We start from the raw sequence: 15,836 nt of genomic DNA, 5'->3' as shown, positions 1-15,836 counted from the left end.
ACGCCCGAGCGAAGAAAGTCCATTAAGAAGTGTGGCGGAAAGACCCTTGTAATTGTCTGCCGCTGCGCTCACCGGTAATAGCGAGTCTAACCAGCTTTACCGGGTCTGGCAGGGCATTTAGCCAGCATTTGAAGGCTGGGTTTGCCAATCGTTCCATCTGATTGCAAGGATCGGTATCCTCGGGAACTTCTGCCGTCGACGGGCGTACAGAATAAAGACATTCATTTTCACAGGATCCGAACCATGTATCTTCTGGTAGTCGAAGACGACGACATCGTACGCATGCTGATGGTCGAAGTGCTCGACGAGTTGGGCTACAAGGTGATCGAGGCAGAAGACGCCGGCGCAGCACTGCGGGTGCTCGAAGACGCGTCGCAGAGCTTGGCGCTGATGATGACAGATGTAGGCCTGCCCGACATGCGCGGCGAAGAGCTGGCGCAACGCGCACGCGAACTCCGTCCGCTGCTGCCGGTGCTGTTTGCCAGTGGCTATGCCGAGAATGTCAGTGTGCCAGATGGCATGCACCTGATTGGCAAGCCATTTAGCATCGAACAGTTACGCAACAAGATGACCGAGGTATTAGGTAAGGCCTGATATCAGTGTGGCGCCTTTCGCGGGCAAGCCCGCTCCCACACTGTTCTCTGCATGACAGCGCAACCCCAAGATTTGTGGAGTTCCTGTGGGAGCGGGCTTGCCCGCGAAGTGGCCAGTACACGTTCCGCCCAACTACAGCTCCCTGCGCAACAGGTAGGTATCCATGATCCACCCCTTGCGCAACCGCTCACGCTCACGCACTTCTAGGATCTGTGCCTTCACCGCCTGCAACGGCCCAGCAATCAGTACCTCATCCTCGGTGCCCAGGTACGCACCCCAGTAAATCATCAACGCCGGGTCATCGAGCTGGGCAAACGCGCACTGCCCGTCAAGCATCACCACCACGTTGTCGATGCGGCCCTGCCCGGCCAGGCGTCGCCCCGGCAGCACGGTCAGTGGCTCGCCGATACGGTTGAGCGGCACCTGATGACGAGCCGCCAGGGCCTGCACACTGCTGATGCCGGGAATCACCTCCAGGCGCAATGCCAGGCCGCCTGCGCGGACAAGGTCGAGGACGCGCAAAGTGCTGTCGTACAGGCCAGGTTCGCCCCACAACAGAAAGGCGCCAATATCGCCGACACCCATCTCATCCTCGATCATGTAGGCATAAAGTGCGGAGCGCTGCCGGTGCCAGTCCTGAACCGCGCCCACATAATCCACCGCCTGGCCATCCCGGGAAGGGTCAGCCACCTGCACCAGCCGGTAGCCGCCTTCGGGTCGATAGCGTTCGAGAATCATCTTGCGCAAGCGCACCAGTTCGTCCTTCTCCATGCCCTTGTCGAGCACGAAGAACACGCTGGCGCGGCGTAGCGCCTCGACCGCTTCGTAAGTGATCTGACGCGGATCACCCGGGCCGATGCCAATCAACAACAGGTCTTTCATTGCCCTGCCCTTTGCCGCTACCGGTGGTCATTGTCGACCAGCCACCACTGTTTGGCAAAGCCACCCGCTATAAGAGGGAGAAGTTGTAACTAACAATGACCCGGGTCTCGTCCATGTCACGCGCCCACTTCTCATAGTTGCTGCGATAGGTGGAGTTACGCAAACGCACGCTAACATCCTTGAAGGTGCCACTTTGCACCTGGTACTTGAACTCGGTGTCGCGCTCCCATTCCTTACCTTCGGCCGTGCTGCCCGGGACCTTGATATGGTCGCCATTGATGTAACGGGTGAAGAAGGTCAGGCCGGGCACACCCAGTGCCTTGAAGTCATAGTCATAGCGCACTTGCCAGGAACGCTCTTGGGCGGCGGCGAAGTCGTTGACCTGAGCGTAGTTGACCAGGTACGGGTTGCTGCCATCCAAGTAAGGCATGGCACTGTCGCCATACATGCGCTGCCAGCCGGCGCTGACCTTGTGGCCACCCAGGCTGTAACCGAGCATGCCGCTAAAGGCGCGGTGGTCGATTTCACCGGCACGGGCATTGCCGATGTCATCACTCTTGATCAGGCGCAAGTCAGCCGACAGGCTGCCCACCGTCAGCGGCTGGCTGGCCACCAGGCCGAGGAAATGCTGGCGATAGATGTTTTCCAGCTTGGCCACCTGGTACTGGCCGCTGACACGGTCGTTGAAGCGGTAATCGAGGCCTGCCAAGTCAAAGTGGTCGGCTTCGATGTCGCAGGCATAGCGCTTGTTCTTGCAGTGCACGCGAATGTCCTGGCGATCGGTGGAATCACGCGCGGTGTACTTGTTCAGGCGGGCCAGGGTGAACTTCAGGTCACGCACTTCTTCGGACGTGAGCATGGCGCCATGAAACATCGTCGGCAACAGGCGGCCATCGTTGTATTTCAACAACGGTACATCGGGCATCATCGATCCATATTTGAGCACGGTGTTGGACACCTTGACCTTCGCCGCCAGGCCCATCTTTGCGTACTGATCGGCCGAGTGCCGCGGGTCATGGCCAGAAGAAGGCAGCAAGCCGCTGTTACTGTCCGCCGGGCTGGAGTCGAGCTTGACGCCAAACATGCCCAGGGCATCCACACCAAACCCTACTGGCCCCTGGGTAAACCCGGACTGCACATTGAGGATGAAGCCTTGCGCCCACTCTTCGCGCTTGGATGCGCCCTGGCTGGAACTGCTGTGGCCATCACGAAAGTCCCGGTTGAAGTAGACAGTGCGCGCCTCGACCTTGGCGCTGCTGTCTTCAAGAAAACCGGCGGCCTGGGCATTGACGCCGGCAGACAAAAGGAACAAGCCGGCAACACGGCGCCCAAGGGCGTGAGGAAGGGGGGCAAACATGCGTGGAAATATCCAGAAAGAAAGGCAAAAAACAACCTGCAGCAATCACCTGCTGCGGTACTGCGACACGCTCGAACAGTGGCCAAGCATCATCTGAAATGATCGCGCAAAGGCTCTACAACGGGCTATTGGACCTTGGTCTAGACCGAGACGCCACGGCCTTCGCAATCGCTAAAAAATACCGCCCGAAAAACGCGTAAAGTTCCGCGCTTACTTATAAAAAGTTTGCAGTTTACCCAGTAGCAACGAATGACTACACTCGATATCAGCGAACAGCGGAACCCACCCCCGTGGCCGGCGTTTTGTTCTACTTCAATGTTCGTCACGCCCTGCCACGAAAGACGTACAGGAGTGATTACAGTGTCCAGACTTGCAGAGTTTCGTGCTGCCGAAAAAGCGCTTCAGGAACAAATGGCTCAACTGGAAGCGCTGAAAAAGGATGCCGGCCTGAAACGCGAAATCGAATTCGAGCAGAAACTAGTCGGCCTGATGAAAAGCTATGACAAGGGTCTGCGCGATATCATCGCCATCCTCGATCCCAAGGCTGCAACCCGTGCCACCAGCACAGCCCCCAAACAACAGCGGCGCCCGCGCGTGGTCAAGGTTTACGAAAACCCACACACCGGCGAACTGATCGAAACCAAAGGCGGCAACCATCGTGGGCTGAAGGCCTGGAAAGAAGAGTACGGCCCCGCCACGGTAGAAAGTTGGGTACGCTGATGAAACGTCCACATGGGCTTCACACTTTTTTCACAAGCGCTGGCTCAGTATCGAGACAGCTAAAGGACTAGCGACCCCACGCGCCCGCACATGCGGGCCTCTATTCAAGCGCCCTGCCTCGTGCAGGGCGCTTTCATTTGCGCAATCGCTTCACTGCCGTATCATGGCCAGCCTGTCCGTTTCGCCGGCGCCTCGCGCCCGGCCCCGTCTCAGGAGTTCCCATGAGCCTGCACGATCTGCAAACCCTGCCTGGCGTCACCGCGCAGCCGGATGCCGCCACCTCCACATTCGTTTTCAACCACACCATGCTGCGGGTCAAGGACATCGAGAAGTCGCTGGACTTCTACACCCGCGTGCTGGGTTTTCGCCTGGTAGACAAGCGCGACTTCCCGCAAGCCGCCTTCAGCCTGTACTTCCTGGCCCTGGTCGACCCGGCGCAGATTCCTGCCGATGATGCCGAGCGTCACCAGTGGATGAAGTCGATCCCAGGTGTACTGGAGCTGACCCACAACCACGGCACCGAAAACGACGCCGATTTTGCCTACCACAATGGCAACACCGACCCGCGTGGTTTCGGCCATATCTGCATTTCGGTACCGGACGTGCGCGAAGCCTGCGCGCGCTTCGAAGCACTCGACGTCCCCTTCCAGAAACGCCTGGCGGATGGACGCATGAATCACCTGGCCTTCATCAAGGACCCGGACGGTTACTGGGTCGAAGTGATTCAGCCGACCGAACTCAAAGGCTGAAGCTCAACGCTATGCGCTCGTCGGGCCGGGAACTCCCGGCCCCTTGCTGTGGTATATGAAAGTAACGGTTTCATAAGCACAGCGAGGTAAGGACGATGCAATCTCTTTACTGTGAACACCGCAAGTACACGATCACCGCCAGCGTGATGCCCCACCCCGACTCCCCCCTGCCCTATGCCGCCGGGTGCCTGATCACCGATCCTGAAGGGCATACCAGCAAGCGTATCTCGATGCCGATGACATTTTTCTCAGACCTTGAGAACGCCCAGCACGTGTCGCTGGCCCATGGCCGTGCGCTGGTGGATGAACAACTGGACAAGGGCCACAAGGCGTTCTGATTTCCATCAGCACTAGGCTTTTGCGTGTACCCCACGGCTTCTAGGGGCAGTGGGGTCCCCGCGAAGAGGCCAGTAAAGACGACCTAGACATCCCGGGCATAAGCCACCGCAGCCTCCACCTGCCCCCGCGTCGGCCGCACGCCGGTATACAGCACGAACTGTTCCAACGCCTGCAACGCAATCACCTCCAGGCCCGTGATTACGGGTTTGCCCAATGCCTGCGCGCGGCGAATCAACGGCGTCTGCGCCGGCATCGCCACCACATCGATTACCCGCTCGGCTGCTGCGATGGCGTGTTCGGAAAACGCCAGCACGTTGGCCTCTGGCCCTCCCGCCATGCCGATCGGCGTCACGTTCACCAGCATCGGCGGGCACAGCTCACCGAGCTCGGCCACCCACCGATAACCACAGACATCCGCCAATTGCCGCCCCGCCTGCTCATTGCGCGCCACGATCATGCCCTGGGTGAACCCCGCGTCACGCAAGGCGCTGGCAACCGCCTTGGCCATGCCGCCACTGCCGCGCAGGGCAAAGGCGGTGGCCGGGGCCACCCGATGCTGTTCCAGCAATTGGCGCACGGCCAGGTAATCGGTGTTGTACGCCTTCAGATGGCCAGCGGTATTGACCAGCGTGTTGACCGACTCGATTGCCGCAGCGGACGAGTCAACCTCGTCGACCAGGGCCATGCAGGCCTCCTTGTAAGGCATCGACACCCCACACCCGCGAATACCCAAGGCACGAATGCCTGCCACCGCCGCGGGCAGATCGTCAGTGCTCATGGCCTTGTAATAGAAGTCCAGGCCCAACTGCTGGTAGAGGTGGTTGTGGAAACGCACGCCGAAGGTACCGGGCCGCCCGGCCAGAGAAATGCACAGCACCGTGTCTTTGCTGGGAGTTGTCGACATAACCTGCTCCGTTTTCAGAACTGAACCGTTTATGCAGCGTAACAGACACCACCACTGGTCGTCCCTTACACAACCTTTACCATTCCCCTGTGCTCAGCTGACAGAGACAACGGTCATAGTAATTAGGACCCCACCTGAGGGGCTGCCTTGCGAGGACGTTTTCATGAACCGTCACATTCCCGTAATCGCCCTGCTGGTCGGTGCCCTGGCCATCAGCGGACAAGCTGCTGCCCATGGTGGCCATGGTGGTGGCGGAGGCTGGTATGGCCCAGGCCCGCTGTTTGGCGCGGCGGTCGTGGGTGCCGTCGTGGGGGCAACGGTTTATGGCGGGCGCGATCGCACCGTCTATGTGGAGCGTCAGCCCGTCTACTACGCGCCACCACCGGTCTATGTGCAACCGCCACCCGCACCGGTGTATTACCAGCCCTATTACGCGCCGGCCCCGCCACCCCCAGGGTATCGCACCTACTACGGCCCGCCCCCGGTGTATTACGGCCCGCCACGCTGGTGATCGTTGATAAAACTAATGAGCACTATCGAGCACATTGATTTCAAACCGCTGAGGCTGCTGCGTAAGGTAGAGCCATGTTTCACAGGAGGTCCCCATGGCCACTTTCCAGATCATGTCCGTTGTCGGCAGCGCCGTCCCCCCTTCACTGCGTCAGCAGGGCCTGCTGGCGTGCTGGTACCTGATGCGCAACGGTGAAGCCGTAAGCGGCCCACTGATGACTCGCGCCTCGGCCCAGGCCCTGGCCGATCAGTTGCAGCCAGATACCCTGGTCGCTTGACCGTATTTGTTGTGCGTTGCTCCCTACGCCCCTTCTGGCCCGCCGTTTGGCGGGTCTTTTTTGTCCGCACAATCCGACGAGTGGGTCTTGGAGAACCGATCCAGCATGAAGCTTTTTTCATTTCGACAGGTCGGTTAAACAAGCAATCGACAGCTGTTAAGCCATACTCCAGAATGCAGCGGTTTTTTGGGGGAAAACCCTTGCACAGCCAACGACATACCAACCTTTAGTGAGCCTCAACGTGAAAACATCCCTGTCCATCCTCAGCCTGCTGCTGTTGCTCACAGGTACCGCGACCCTCCCGTCGACTGCTGCTGCACAACCCCCGGCCCAGGTGCAACGCGACCCGGCCAAACTGCACCTGGCCTCCGGCAGCGCGCTGTTGATCGACCTGAACACCAATCAGGAGCTGTATTCCAGCCACGCCGACCGCGTGGTACCCATTGCATCGGTCACCAAACTGATGACAGCGATGGTGGTACTGGACGCCAAGTTGCCGATGAATGAAATGCTCACCATGACCATCGCCAACAACCCGGAGATGAAAGGCGTGTATTCGCGCGTGCGTCTGGGCAGCCAGCTGGACCGCCGCGAGACGTTGCTGATCACCTTGATGTCTTCGGAGAACCGTGCGGCCAACACCTTGGCCAACCACTACCCAGGCGGTTACCCGGCGTTCATCAAGGCCATGAACGCCAAGGCCCGCAGCCTGGGCATGGCGCACACCCGCTATGTCGAGCCGACTGGCCTCTCGACGCAAAACGTCTCTTCCGCCCGCGACCTGTCCAAACTGCTGATGGCGTCGCGCAAGTATCCGATGCTGAGCGAGCTGTCGACCACGCGTGAGAAGACTGTGGCCTTCCGCAAACCCAACTACACCTTGGGCTTCCGTAACACCGACCACCTGGTGAACAAGAGCAACTGGGACATCAAACTGACCAAGACCGGTTTCACCAATGAGGCTGGCCATTGCCTGGTGCTGTTGACCCGCATGGACAACCGCCCGGTGGCCATGGTGATCCTCGATGCCTTCGGCAAATACACCCACTTCGCCGATGCCAGCCGCATGCGCCAGTGGCTGGAAACCGGGGCAGCCAAACCGGCGCCGGCGGTGGCCATGCAGTACAAGGCTGACCGGCAGATCAAGGGGCGCCTGGCGGCCGAGTAAGCCAGCGCTTGTAGGAGCAGCCTTGTGCTGCTCCTATGTCAATAAACAGCGCCGGTCAGCTAGGCCTGGGTACTGACCATCCCGCCCGCACTGCTGCCACCGCTTTCTTGCAACGCTGTGAGCAACTGCGCAGTCGCTTGCATGATTTGCCCGGTAAGCGCGGCGATGCTCGCCTGCTTGGCGCTCACCGCTGCAGCCTTGGTTGTCTCATCCATCTTCGTCGCCATCACAGCCGCCAGCTGTTTCTGCTCTTCAGCCAGCTGCTTTTGCAGCTCTTTGATCATTTCGCGCAACTGCTGGACAGCCGCCGACTCGCCGCTGCTCTCGCCACCCTGCGCGGGCTGCGCCTGGCCTCCACCGCCAACCTTAAAGGTATCGCCGCTGATGCTCACCGGCCCGCCTTTCTCGCTTTGCTCGGCCTGTTTTGCCTGCTCGCGCTCAGCGGCTGCCGTGGCGCTCAGCGCCTGGGCGGACACACCATTGATATGTAGGTTGCTCAAAGATATTGCTGTCATGCCGATTCCCTGCCTTAGGTGAGTCCCTGCCTTGACCCCCTATCGGCCGCCTGCCGCAGTTCTTTAACCAGCGGCGACAAAACCCGCTACCCCTACCAGTAAATTCCCCCCCGCTTGGCTCGTTCCAACACATGTACTTGCGCAGGAGCCGGAGCCCCGGCGGGCGTCCACATTCGACCATTCAGGGAATCGCAGCCATGAGCCAGTCCTCAAACCAGGAAACAATCAAAGATCTGATCGGCGTGGGCTTCGGTCCTTCCAACCTGGCCTTGGCCATCGCCCTGGAAGAGCTCGCACAGTCCCAGGGCCACGCCCTGGACGCGCTGTTCATCGACAAGCAGAAAGACTACCGCTGGCACGGCGAAACCCTGGCCACCCAGAGCGAGCTGCAGATTTCGTTCCTCAAGGACCTGGTCTCCCTGCGCAACCCGACCAGCCCTTACAGCTTCGTCAATTACCTGCACCAGAAGCAGCGCCTGGCCGACTTCATCAACCTCGGCACCTTCTACCCCTGCCGCCTGGAGTACAACGACTACCTGCGCTGGGCCGCCGAACACTTCGCCACCCAGGCGGTGTATGGCGAGGAGGTGGTGCGCATCGAGCCGGAAGTGAGCGCCGGCCGGGTCGAGCACCTGCGCTTGGTCTCGCGCGATCAGCAAGGCCGCGAATACAGCCGTCGCACCCGCTCGGTGGTGGTCGGCAGCGGCGGCACGCCGAAAATCCCGGAAAAGTTCGGCGCTTTCAAGGATGACCCGCGCGTCTTCCACCACTCCCAATACCTGAGCAGCCTGAACAAGCTGCCCTGCACCGAAGGCAAGCCGATGCGCATCGCGGTGATCGGCTCTGGTCAGAGCGCCGCCGAGGCATTCATCGACCTCAACGACAGCTACCCATCGGTCAAGGTCGACATGATCCTGCGCGGTTCGGCACTCAAACCGGCCGACGACAGCCCGTTCGTCAACGAGATCTTCTCCCCGGGCTACACCGACCTGGTCTACAACGAGCCGGCCGATCAACGCAGCAAGCTGTTGGGCGAGTACCACAACACCAACTATTCGGTGGTCGATCTGAACCTGATCGAGCGCATCTACGGCATCCTTTATCGCCAGAAGGTTGCGCACCAGTTCCGCCATAACGTCCTGTGCCGACGCCAGGTGGAAGCGGTGGTGGCCACCCGCGAAGGCCTCGAACTGACCCTGCGCGACCTCGCTACCGGCCAGCAGCAGACCCACCGCTACGATGCGGTGATCCTGGCCACCGGCTACGAGCGCCGCTCGCACCGCGACCTGCTGGCACCGCTGGCAGGCTACCTGGACGACTTCAGCGTCGATCGCAACTACCGGGTACTGGCCAGCCCAGACCTGCAGGCGTCGGTTTACCTGCAAGGCTTCTGCGAGAACAGCCACGGCCTGAGCGATACCTTGCTCTCGGTGCTGCCCGCCCGCGCCGCCGAAATCGGCCAGTCGCTGTACCAGGACCTGTCGCGCCTGAACGGCCGCCCGCAGCCGGCCGTGGCCTTGACCCGCGCCTGATTGCCCGCCTCTACCAGCCGGCCTGACGCCTCGCGCGCAGGCCGGCTTGCGCATTCTGAAACATTTGCTTGCATTTAAAACGGCAGGATTTCCATTCTCATTCGTCTTTATAGGTGCAGCCCTCTTGGTTGGGCATAAGCTCGACCACCCATTTCAGAAGACGATCAGATGGCCAAATCACCGAAAAAATCCAAATCCAAGTTGTGGTTCCTGGTCCACAGCTGGCTCGCCCTACCGATCTGGTTCTTTGTGCTGATCGTCTGCTTTACCGGCATGCTCGCCGTGGTCAGCCAGGAGATCGTCTGGCTGGCCAACCCGGACGTGCGCGCCAGCAAGCCGGACGGCGATGCCGAACGCCTGAGCTACCAGCAAGTGCTTGATGCCCTGCACAAGGCCGAACCCGACATGATCGTGCATTCGTTGAGGCAGCCCGACGGGTCGCACTTTGCCCTCAACGCCGGCGTCACCTTCCCCGACGGCACCACCCCGACGCTCTACGTCAACCCTTACACCGGGGCGATCCAGGGCAAGAGCCCGGACTTCAACTTCGAAGCCTTCACCCGTGCCTTGCATGGCTGGTGGCTGGTGCCCTTCACCAGTGGCTTCAGCTGGGGCTGGTACCTGGTCTCTATTCTCGGCCTGCCAATGCTGGCTTCGCTGGTCACAGGCCTTGTGGTGTACAAGAAGTTCTGGAAAGGCTTTTTCAAGCCAGTACGCACCGGCCATGGCTCGCGTATTTTCTGGGGTGACCTGCACCGCCTGGCCGGGGTCTGGTCGATCTGGTTCATCGCGGTCATTTCCATTACCGGCACCTGGTTCCTGATCCAGGCCATCCTGTCCGACAACAATATCAGCATCTCCACCGAACCGATCGTGCCGGTGATCGCCCGTGAAGAAGTGCCGCAAACGGTAGACGGCAGCCCGGCCCCGCGTATCGACATCGACGAGGCCGCGCGCATTGCCGGGTTGGCGATCCCGGGCCTTGAGATCGCCTTCATTTCGCTGCCCTCCACGGCCTACAGCCATGTCGAAATGGGTGGGCGCGGCTGGTATCCGCTGATGTTCCAGACCGCTTCGGTCAACCCGTACACCAGCAAGGTCGACAGCCAGTTCCTGCTTAGCGACCGCTCCACCCTGGAGTTTGTCACCGAGTCCATGCGCCCCTTGCACACCGGCGACTTTGGCGGCCTGGCGATCAAGCTGATCTGGTTCTTCTTCGGCCTGATCCTCACCTTGATGGTATTCAGCGGCCTGCTGATCTGGACCAAACGCACCGCCCAGGCGACCGCCGCCGCCCTCAAGCGCAGCGAGCGTGCGCCACGCGCGGCCAGCCGCGAAACCACCGTGGAGATCCACCCATGAGCCAGGCCCAGACCCTGCCCGCCAGCCCACTCAAGCAGCTGTGGCTGAAATGGCGTTTTCACCTGAACATTCTGCTGATCCTCATCCCGCTTGGCTTCATGCCCAAGTACTTCGCCGACGCCAGGCTGTTTCGCGGCGACGCCGGGCTTGGCGTGAACGCGATCAGCGACATCCAGGTCGGCCCCTACAGCCTGGATCTGGCCGAACTGCGCGACGAGGCGCCACGCGCCGACGGCCCGGCTGGCCACTTCAAGTCGTTCAACGCCTCGCTGTGCAAGGCCTGCATCAACGACGTCAAGGCTGTCTACCTGCGCATCGGCAAGCCGCGCAGCCTGCGCGCCGCCGGCACCATTTTCTTCGGTGCGCCGTATCGCATGGGCACCAACCTGCCGATACCGCCACGCACCCAGCCTGATGCACACATCTGGATCACCCTCGAAGGCTGGGACGGCAGCATGCACCAGGCTTCGGTCCCCCTGGCCAAGGCATCGCCCGCCACCGTGGCCTGGCTCGCGAAACAAGGAGGCAAGAAATGAAACACCTGATGCGCAGGCTCGCCCTGCCCTTGCTGGTATTGGTCGCCGGCCCCGCCCTGGCGCACAACCCGATGTGCGAATGCGAAGAGGTCGCCAACGGCCAGGTCAAATGCACTGGCGGCTTTTCGGACGGCAGCGGCGCCCCGGGGGTGACCCTGGATGTGATCGGCTACGACGAGCAGGTGCTGGTCGGCGGCAAGCTGGGCGATGACTCGACCCTCACCTTCAAGCGCCCCGACGGTGAGTTCTACGTACTGTTCGATGCAGGCCCTGGGCACGTTGTCGAAGTCGACTACGCCGACATTGGCCAGTAATGAAGAGCCCAGCAATGAACAGCCCAACCATAAGCCGCACCCAAGTGGTACGCCCGGCCGGCGCCGGGCACGAAACCCTGTACGTGCTGCTGACCAGCCTGCTGATCGTGGTGCTTGCCGCCACGGTGGTGATGCTGCGTGGCGAACGCGAGGACGAGCAGACCATCGCCAGCCACCAGATCGACGCCCGCCGCGACCTCACCGCCGCCGAGCAGGGCCTGTACACCGATTTGCGGGTGGCCTTCGACGAGATCCAACTGCTGCGTGAAGAAAACGCCGCCGTGCCCAGCGTGCAAACCCTGGCCGACGAAGGCCTGCCACCCTTCGTGGTCGATGCGGGCAGCCAGAGCCGCGGTGGCCACCAGTGGTCGTGGCTGGCAATAGGCGCCTATCTGGGCCGCAGCCAAGCCCCACAGGTGGCAGGCAGCCTGTTGCTGATTTTGCCTGGCGACAGCAGTGGCCAGGCGGATGTCTGGCTACGTCGCGACAGCGCCGCCGTCACCCCGGACGACCTGGGCCACGCTGCCCTGATCGCCGCCGGCTGGCAGCAGGTGGTCAGCCACTACGACGCCGGGGTCACCCGCGAACACCGTCACTGAACCCAAGGACTCCCCCATGTTCCGCTCCGCCCTCGCCCTGCTCCTGGCCATCGCCCTGCCGGCACTGGCCCTGGCCGATAACGGCAAGCCATTGCGCATCGGCATTACCCTGCACCCGTACTACAGCTACGTGAGCAACATCGTCGGCGACAAGGCCGAAGTGGTGCCGCTGATTCCGGCGGGCTTCAACCCGCATGCCTACGAGCCGCGGGCGGAAGACATCAAGCGCATTGGCACGCTGGACGTGGTGGTACTCAACGGCGTCGGCCATGACGATTTCGCCGACCGCATGATCGCCGCCAGCGAGAAGCCTGGCATCCACACCATCGAGGCCAACCAGAACGTGCCATTGCTGGCGGCCACCGGTATCGCCGCCCGGGGCGCCGGCAAGGTGGTCAACCCGCACACCTTCCTGTCGATCAGCACCACCATTGCCCAGGTCAACAACATTGCCCGGGAACTGGGCAAGCTCGACCCGGACAACGCCAAGCTCTACACGCAAAACGCCCGCGCCTACGCCAAACGCCTGCGCGCCCTGCGTGCCGAAGCCCTGGCCAAGGTCACCGAAGCCCCCAGCGCCACCTTCCGCGTCGCGACCATCCATGCGGCCTACGACTACCTGGTGCGTGACTTCGGCCTGGAGGTTACCGCAGTGGTCGAGCCGGCCCACGGCATCGAGCCCAGCCCGGCCCAGCTGAAAAAGACCATCGACCAGCTCAAGGCGCTGGACGTGAAGGTGATCTTCTCGGAAATGGACTTCCCGTCCGCCTATGTCGAGACCATTCAGCGCGAGTCTGGCGTGCGCCTGTACCCGCTGACACACATTTCCTACGGCGACTACACCAAGGAGAAGTACGAAGTGGAGATGAAGCGCAACCTCGACACCGTGGTCCGCGCCATCCAGGAGAACCGCGCATGACCGCCGCCGCTCACCTCGATGCGTGCAACGGGCCACGCATCGAGTTCGCCGGCATCGACCTGACACTGGGCCGTACCCGCATTCTCGAACAGGTCACCTTCAGCGTGACCGCCGGCAGCGTGCATGCGATTGTAGGCCCCAACGGCGGCGGCAAGAGCTCGCTGATCAAGACCCTGCTCGGGCAGATGCCGCACCAGGGCCAACTGACCCTGCACTGGCCGAGCGCCCATGAAGTGATCGGCTACGTGCCCCAGGCCCTGGAGTTCGACCGTGGCCTGCCGATGACCGTGGACGACTTCATGGCCGCCATGTGCCAGCGCCGGCCCGCCTTTCTCGGGCTGTCGCGCCGCGTGCAACCGGCTATCGATGCCGCGCTGGCCCGGGTCGGCATGCTCGACAAGCGCAAACGGCGCATGGGCGCGCTGTCTGGCGGCGAACGCCAGCGGGTGCTGCTGGCCCAAGGTTTGATTCCCGAGCCGCAACTGCTGGTGCTGGATGAACCCATGTCAGCGCTCGATGAAGCGGGCATCCAGGTGTTCGAACAACTGCTGCAGGGCTGGCGTCAGTCCGGCACCACCGTGCTGTGGATCGAGCACGACCTGCAAGCCGTGTTGCGCCTGGCCGACCGGGTCACGGGCCTGAGCCGTCAGGTGCTGTTCGACGCCCCACCCGCACAGGCCCTGACCCCTGAGCGTCTGCTCAGCCTGTTCTCCGTTCACCCGCGCAGCGAGAGCCTTGCCTGATGAGCTTTGAAGCATTCCGCCAACTGGTCCAGCAATGGGCCAACGCCGGCTACCTGCCCGAGGCACTGGCCTACGGTTTCGTGGTCAATGCCCTGCTGGCCGGGCTGATGATCGGCCCGGTACTGGGCGGCCTGGGCACCCTGGTGGTGGTCAAGCGCTTTGCCTTCTTCTCCGAGGCCGTTGGCCATGCCGCGCTCACCGGGGTTGCCATCGGCATCCTGCTGGGCGAGCCGTATACCGGCCCCTATGGCAGCCTGTTTGGCTACTGCCTGCTGTTCGGCATCCTGCTCAACTTCCTGCGTAACCGCACCGGGCTGTCGCCGGATACGCTGATCGGCGTGTTCCTGTCTGTGTCCCTGGCCCTGGGTGCAAGCCTGCTGCTGATGCTGGCGGGCAAGATCAACGTGCACATCCTGGAAAACGTGCTGTTCGGCTCGGTGCTGACCGTCAGCGCCCAGGACCTGGTGGTGCTGGGTGTTGTCGCGGTACTGGTGCTGGCGCTGGCCTTGCCGCTGTACAACCGCATCATGCTGGCCAGTTTCAACCCGCAGCTGGCGGCCGTACGCGGGGTGGCGGTGAAGACCCTGGACTACCTGTTCGTGGTGCTGGTGACCTTGGTCACCGTGGCCTCGGTAAAGGTGATCGGGGCCATCCTGGTCGGTGCGCTGCTGGTGATACCGGCTGCCGCCGCACGCTTGGTCAGCCAGTCGCTCAAGGGCTTTTTCTTCATATCGGTGCTGATCGCTACGCTAAGCACCCTGCTGGGCATTCTGCTGCCGATTGTCTGCGACCTGCCGGTGCCCTCTGGCGCTGCGATCATCCTGGTCGCCGGTATCTGCTTCGCCCTGGCCGCGCTGGCCCGCGCCCTCGTTCCACGCCTGCAAGGAAACCCGGCATGAACCTGAAACAGCTGACCTTGGCACTGGCCCTGGCGGGCCTGCCCTCGCTCTCTTTTGCCACACAAGTGCTGACCACCCTGCCCGTCACCCACAGCCTGGCCACGGCCCTGCTCGACGGCACCTCGGTACAGCTCAAGCGCGCAGCACCCGCCAACCTGCCGGCCAGCCGCCAGCCGTCCTACTTCAGCGGGCGCGGCGCAGCGACCCTGGAAAAAGCCGCGCAACAGGCCGACGCCGTGATCGGCGTGCGTTCGATCTGGCGAGACGACCCGCTTTACCCGATGGCCCGGCGCAGCAATATCCGCATCGTTGAAATTGATGCGGCGCGGCCGGTGGACGGTGCCTTGCCAGGGATTGCGGTGACCGGTGACGACGCCTACGGTGCCTACCCATGGCTGAACCCGACCAACCTTGGGCGTATGGCCGATGTGGTCGCCAATGACCTGGAGCGGTTATCGCCGGCTGACAAGGCGAAGATCCAAGGGAACCTCGCGGGCCTTAAGCGCCAGTTGCTGGAGTTGACGGCCAACAGCCAGACCCAGCTGGCCAAGTCCGACAACCTGACGGTGGTCAGCCTGTCCGAGCGCTTGGGCTACCTGACCAGCGGGTTGAACCTGGATGTGGTGGAGCAGGCGCTACCGGCCGAGGGCAAATGGGATGCGGCGGCGCTCAAGGCGCTGGAGGAAAACCTGAAAAGCCAGGACGTGGCGCTGGTGCTGGACCATCGCCAGCCGGAGCCGGCGGTGGCTGAGGTGATCAAGGCCGCCGGGGCGAAGTTGCTGGTGGTGGACAGCGATGCCGATGATGCGGTGGCCGGGTTGAAGGCCAGTGTTGAGCAGGTGGTTGGGGCATTGAGCGAAAGCTGATGCTGTCTGTACCGGCCCTTTCGCGGGGCAAGCCCGCTCCCACAGTTGTG

The 15,836-nt window shown here is 62.1% G+C and carries 20 protein-coding genes; 16 read left to right on the top strand and 4 right to left on the bottom strand.

The window, feature by feature from the left end:
• The first annotated feature begins 243 nt into the window (after window positions 1-243).
• Window positions 244-594 (top strand): response regulator, encoded by a 351-nt coding sequence (locus OGV19_RS07165; RefSeq protein WP_264312734.1) that lies wholly within the window; start codon window positions 244-246, stop codon window positions 592-594.
• Window positions 595-726: 132 nt separating this feature from the next.
• Here OGV19_RS07165 and cobF read toward each other — a convergent pair whose 3' ends face one another.
• Together cobF and OGV19_RS07155 are read right to left on the bottom strand one after the other, a co-directional pair.
• Window positions 727-1,476, bottom strand: coding sequence for a precorrin-6A synthase (deacetylating) (cobF, locus tag OGV19_RS07160; protein ID WP_264312733.1), 750 nt, complete (start codon window positions 1,474-1,476; stop codon window positions 727-729).
• A 67-nt stretch (window positions 1,477-1,543) separates the two neighbouring features.
• Window positions 1,544-2,833: an OprD family porin gene (locus OGV19_RS07155; protein WP_264312732.1), complete on the bottom strand. Its 1,290-nt coding sequence runs from the start codon at window positions 2,831-2,833 to the stop codon at window positions 1,544-1,546.
• A 360-nt stretch (window positions 2,834-3,193) separates the two neighbouring features.
• On the opposite strand from OGV19_RS07155, the gene OGV19_RS07150 reads away from it, so the two are divergent.
• The 3 genes from OGV19_RS07150 (at window position 3,194) to OGV19_RS07140 (ending at window position 4,640) form a co-directional block, all read left to right on the top strand.
• Entirely contained in the window at window positions 3,194-3,553 is a 360-nt protein-coding gene (locus OGV19_RS07150) for a histone-like nucleoid-structuring protein, MvaT/MvaU family (RefSeq protein ID WP_264313904.1), read from the top strand.
• Between the two features lie 221 nt (window positions 3,554-3,774).
• A complete protein-coding gene (gene gloA, locus OGV19_RS07145; RefSeq protein WP_264312731.1) occupies window positions 3,775-4,302 on the top strand; it encodes a lactoylglutathione lyase in 528 nt (175 codons plus the stop codon).
• 95 nt (window positions 4,303-4,397) lie between these two features.
• The gene (locus OGV19_RS07140) at window positions 4,398-4,640 is read left to right on the top strand and encodes a hypothetical protein (RefSeq protein ID WP_264312730.1); all 243 of its coding nucleotides are present in this window, start codon (window positions 4,398-4,400) and stop codon (window positions 4,638-4,640) included.
• A gap of 83 nt (window positions 4,641-4,723) precedes the next feature.
• On the opposite strand, the gene OGV19_RS07135 is transcribed toward OGV19_RS07140, so the two are convergent.
• Complete coding sequence (locus OGV19_RS07135; RefSeq protein WP_264312729.1) at window positions 4,724-5,545, bottom strand: shikimate 5-dehydrogenase; 822 nt, start codon at window positions 5,543-5,545, stop codon at window positions 4,724-4,726.
• A 163-nt stretch (window positions 5,546-5,708) separates the two neighbouring features.
• Here OGV19_RS07135 and OGV19_RS07130 point away from each other — a divergent pair, with 163 nt between their 5' ends.
• The 3 genes from OGV19_RS07130 to pbpG all read left to right on the top strand — a co-directional run bounded on the left by OGV19_RS07130 (window position 5,709) and on the right by pbpG (window position 7,501).
• Window positions 5,709-6,056, top strand: coding sequence for a hypothetical protein (locus tag OGV19_RS07130; RefSeq protein WP_264312728.1), 348 nt, complete (start codon window positions 5,709-5,711; stop codon window positions 6,054-6,056).
• Between the two features lie 94 nt (window positions 6,057-6,150).
• Complete coding sequence (locus OGV19_RS07125; protein WP_264312727.1) at window positions 6,151-6,333, top strand: hypothetical protein; 183 nt, start codon at window positions 6,151-6,153, stop codon at window positions 6,331-6,333.
• A 241-nt stretch (window positions 6,334-6,574) separates the two neighbouring features.
• Window positions 6,575-7,501: a D-alanyl-D-alanine endopeptidase gene (pbpG, locus tag OGV19_RS07120; RefSeq protein ID WP_264312726.1), complete on the top strand. Its 927-nt coding sequence runs from the start codon at window positions 6,575-6,577 to the stop codon at window positions 7,499-7,501.
• 59 nt (window positions 7,502-7,560) lie between these two features.
• On the opposite strand, the gene OGV19_RS07115 is transcribed toward pbpG, so the two are convergent.
• Window positions 7,561-8,016 carry a hypothetical protein gene (locus OGV19_RS07115; RefSeq protein WP_264312725.1) on the bottom strand — a complete coding sequence of 152 codons (456 nt, stop codon included), beginning with the start codon at window positions 8,014-8,016 and terminating at the stop codon, window positions 7,561-7,563.
• Between the two features lie 197 nt (window positions 8,017-8,213).
• Between OGV19_RS07115 and OGV19_RS07110 the strand changes: the two genes are divergently transcribed.
• The 9 genes from OGV19_RS07110 (at window position 8,214) to OGV19_RS07070 (ending at window position 15,786) form a co-directional block, all read left to right on the top strand.
• Complete coding sequence (locus OGV19_RS07110; protein ID WP_264312724.1) at window positions 8,214-9,548, top strand: lysine N(6)-hydroxylase/L-ornithine N(5)-oxygenase family protein; 1,335 nt, start codon at window positions 8,214-8,216, stop codon at window positions 9,546-9,548.
• A gap of 168 nt (window positions 9,549-9,716) precedes the next feature.
• Window positions 9,717-10,910 (top strand): PepSY-associated TM helix domain-containing protein, encoded by a 1,194-nt coding sequence (locus tag OGV19_RS07105; protein ID WP_264312723.1) that lies wholly within the window; start codon window positions 9,717-9,719, stop codon window positions 10,908-10,910.
• On the top strand, window positions 10,907-11,446 hold the full coding sequence (locus OGV19_RS07100) for a PA2404 family protein (protein ID WP_264312722.1): 540 nt from the start codon (window positions 10,907-10,909) through the stop codon (window positions 11,444-11,446). The genes OGV19_RS07105 and OGV19_RS07100 overlap by 4 nt, the downstream gene beginning before the upstream one ends.
• Window positions 11,443-11,760, top strand: a complete 318-nt coding sequence (locus tag OGV19_RS07095) for a hypothetical protein (protein ID WP_264312721.1) — start codon at window positions 11,443-11,445, stop codon at window positions 11,758-11,760. Before OGV19_RS07100 ends, OGV19_RS07095 begins: the two co-directional genes overlap by 4 nt.
• 29 nt (window positions 11,761-11,789) lie before the next feature.
• A complete protein-coding gene (locus tag OGV19_RS07090; protein WP_264313903.1) occupies window positions 11,790-12,359 on the top strand; it encodes a DUF6162 family protein in 570 nt (189 codons plus the stop codon).
• Window positions 12,360-12,375: 16 nt separating this feature from the next.
• Window positions 12,376-13,278, top strand: coding sequence for a metal ABC transporter substrate-binding protein (locus OGV19_RS07085; protein WP_264312720.1), 903 nt, complete (start codon window positions 12,376-12,378; stop codon window positions 13,276-13,278).
• Window positions 13,275-14,021, top strand: coding sequence for a metal ABC transporter ATP-binding protein (locus OGV19_RS07080; protein WP_264312719.1), 747 nt, complete (start codon window positions 13,275-13,277; stop codon window positions 14,019-14,021). Before OGV19_RS07085 ends, OGV19_RS07080 begins: the two co-directional genes overlap by 4 nt.
• Window positions 14,021-14,920 carry a metal ABC transporter permease gene (locus OGV19_RS07075; protein WP_264312718.1) on the top strand — a complete coding sequence of 300 codons (900 nt, stop codon included), beginning with the start codon at window positions 14,021-14,023 and terminating at the stop codon, window positions 14,918-14,920. The genes OGV19_RS07080 and OGV19_RS07075 overlap by 1 nt, the downstream gene beginning before the upstream one ends.
• On the top strand, window positions 14,917-15,786 hold the full coding sequence (locus tag OGV19_RS07070) for a metal ABC transporter substrate-binding protein (RefSeq protein WP_264312717.1): 870 nt from the start codon (window positions 14,917-14,919) through the stop codon (window positions 15,784-15,786). Before OGV19_RS07075 ends, OGV19_RS07070 begins: the two co-directional genes overlap by 4 nt.
• The last annotated feature ends 50 nt before the right edge of the window (window positions 15,787-15,836 follow it).

Source organism: Pseudomonas putida (assembly GCF_025905425.1).
GTDB classification, from domain to species: domain Bacteria; phylum Pseudomonadota; class Gammaproteobacteria; order Pseudomonadales; family Pseudomonadaceae; genus Aquipseudomonas; species Aquipseudomonas putida_AF.
This window is presented reverse-complemented; position numbering and strand designations above follow the sequence as displayed.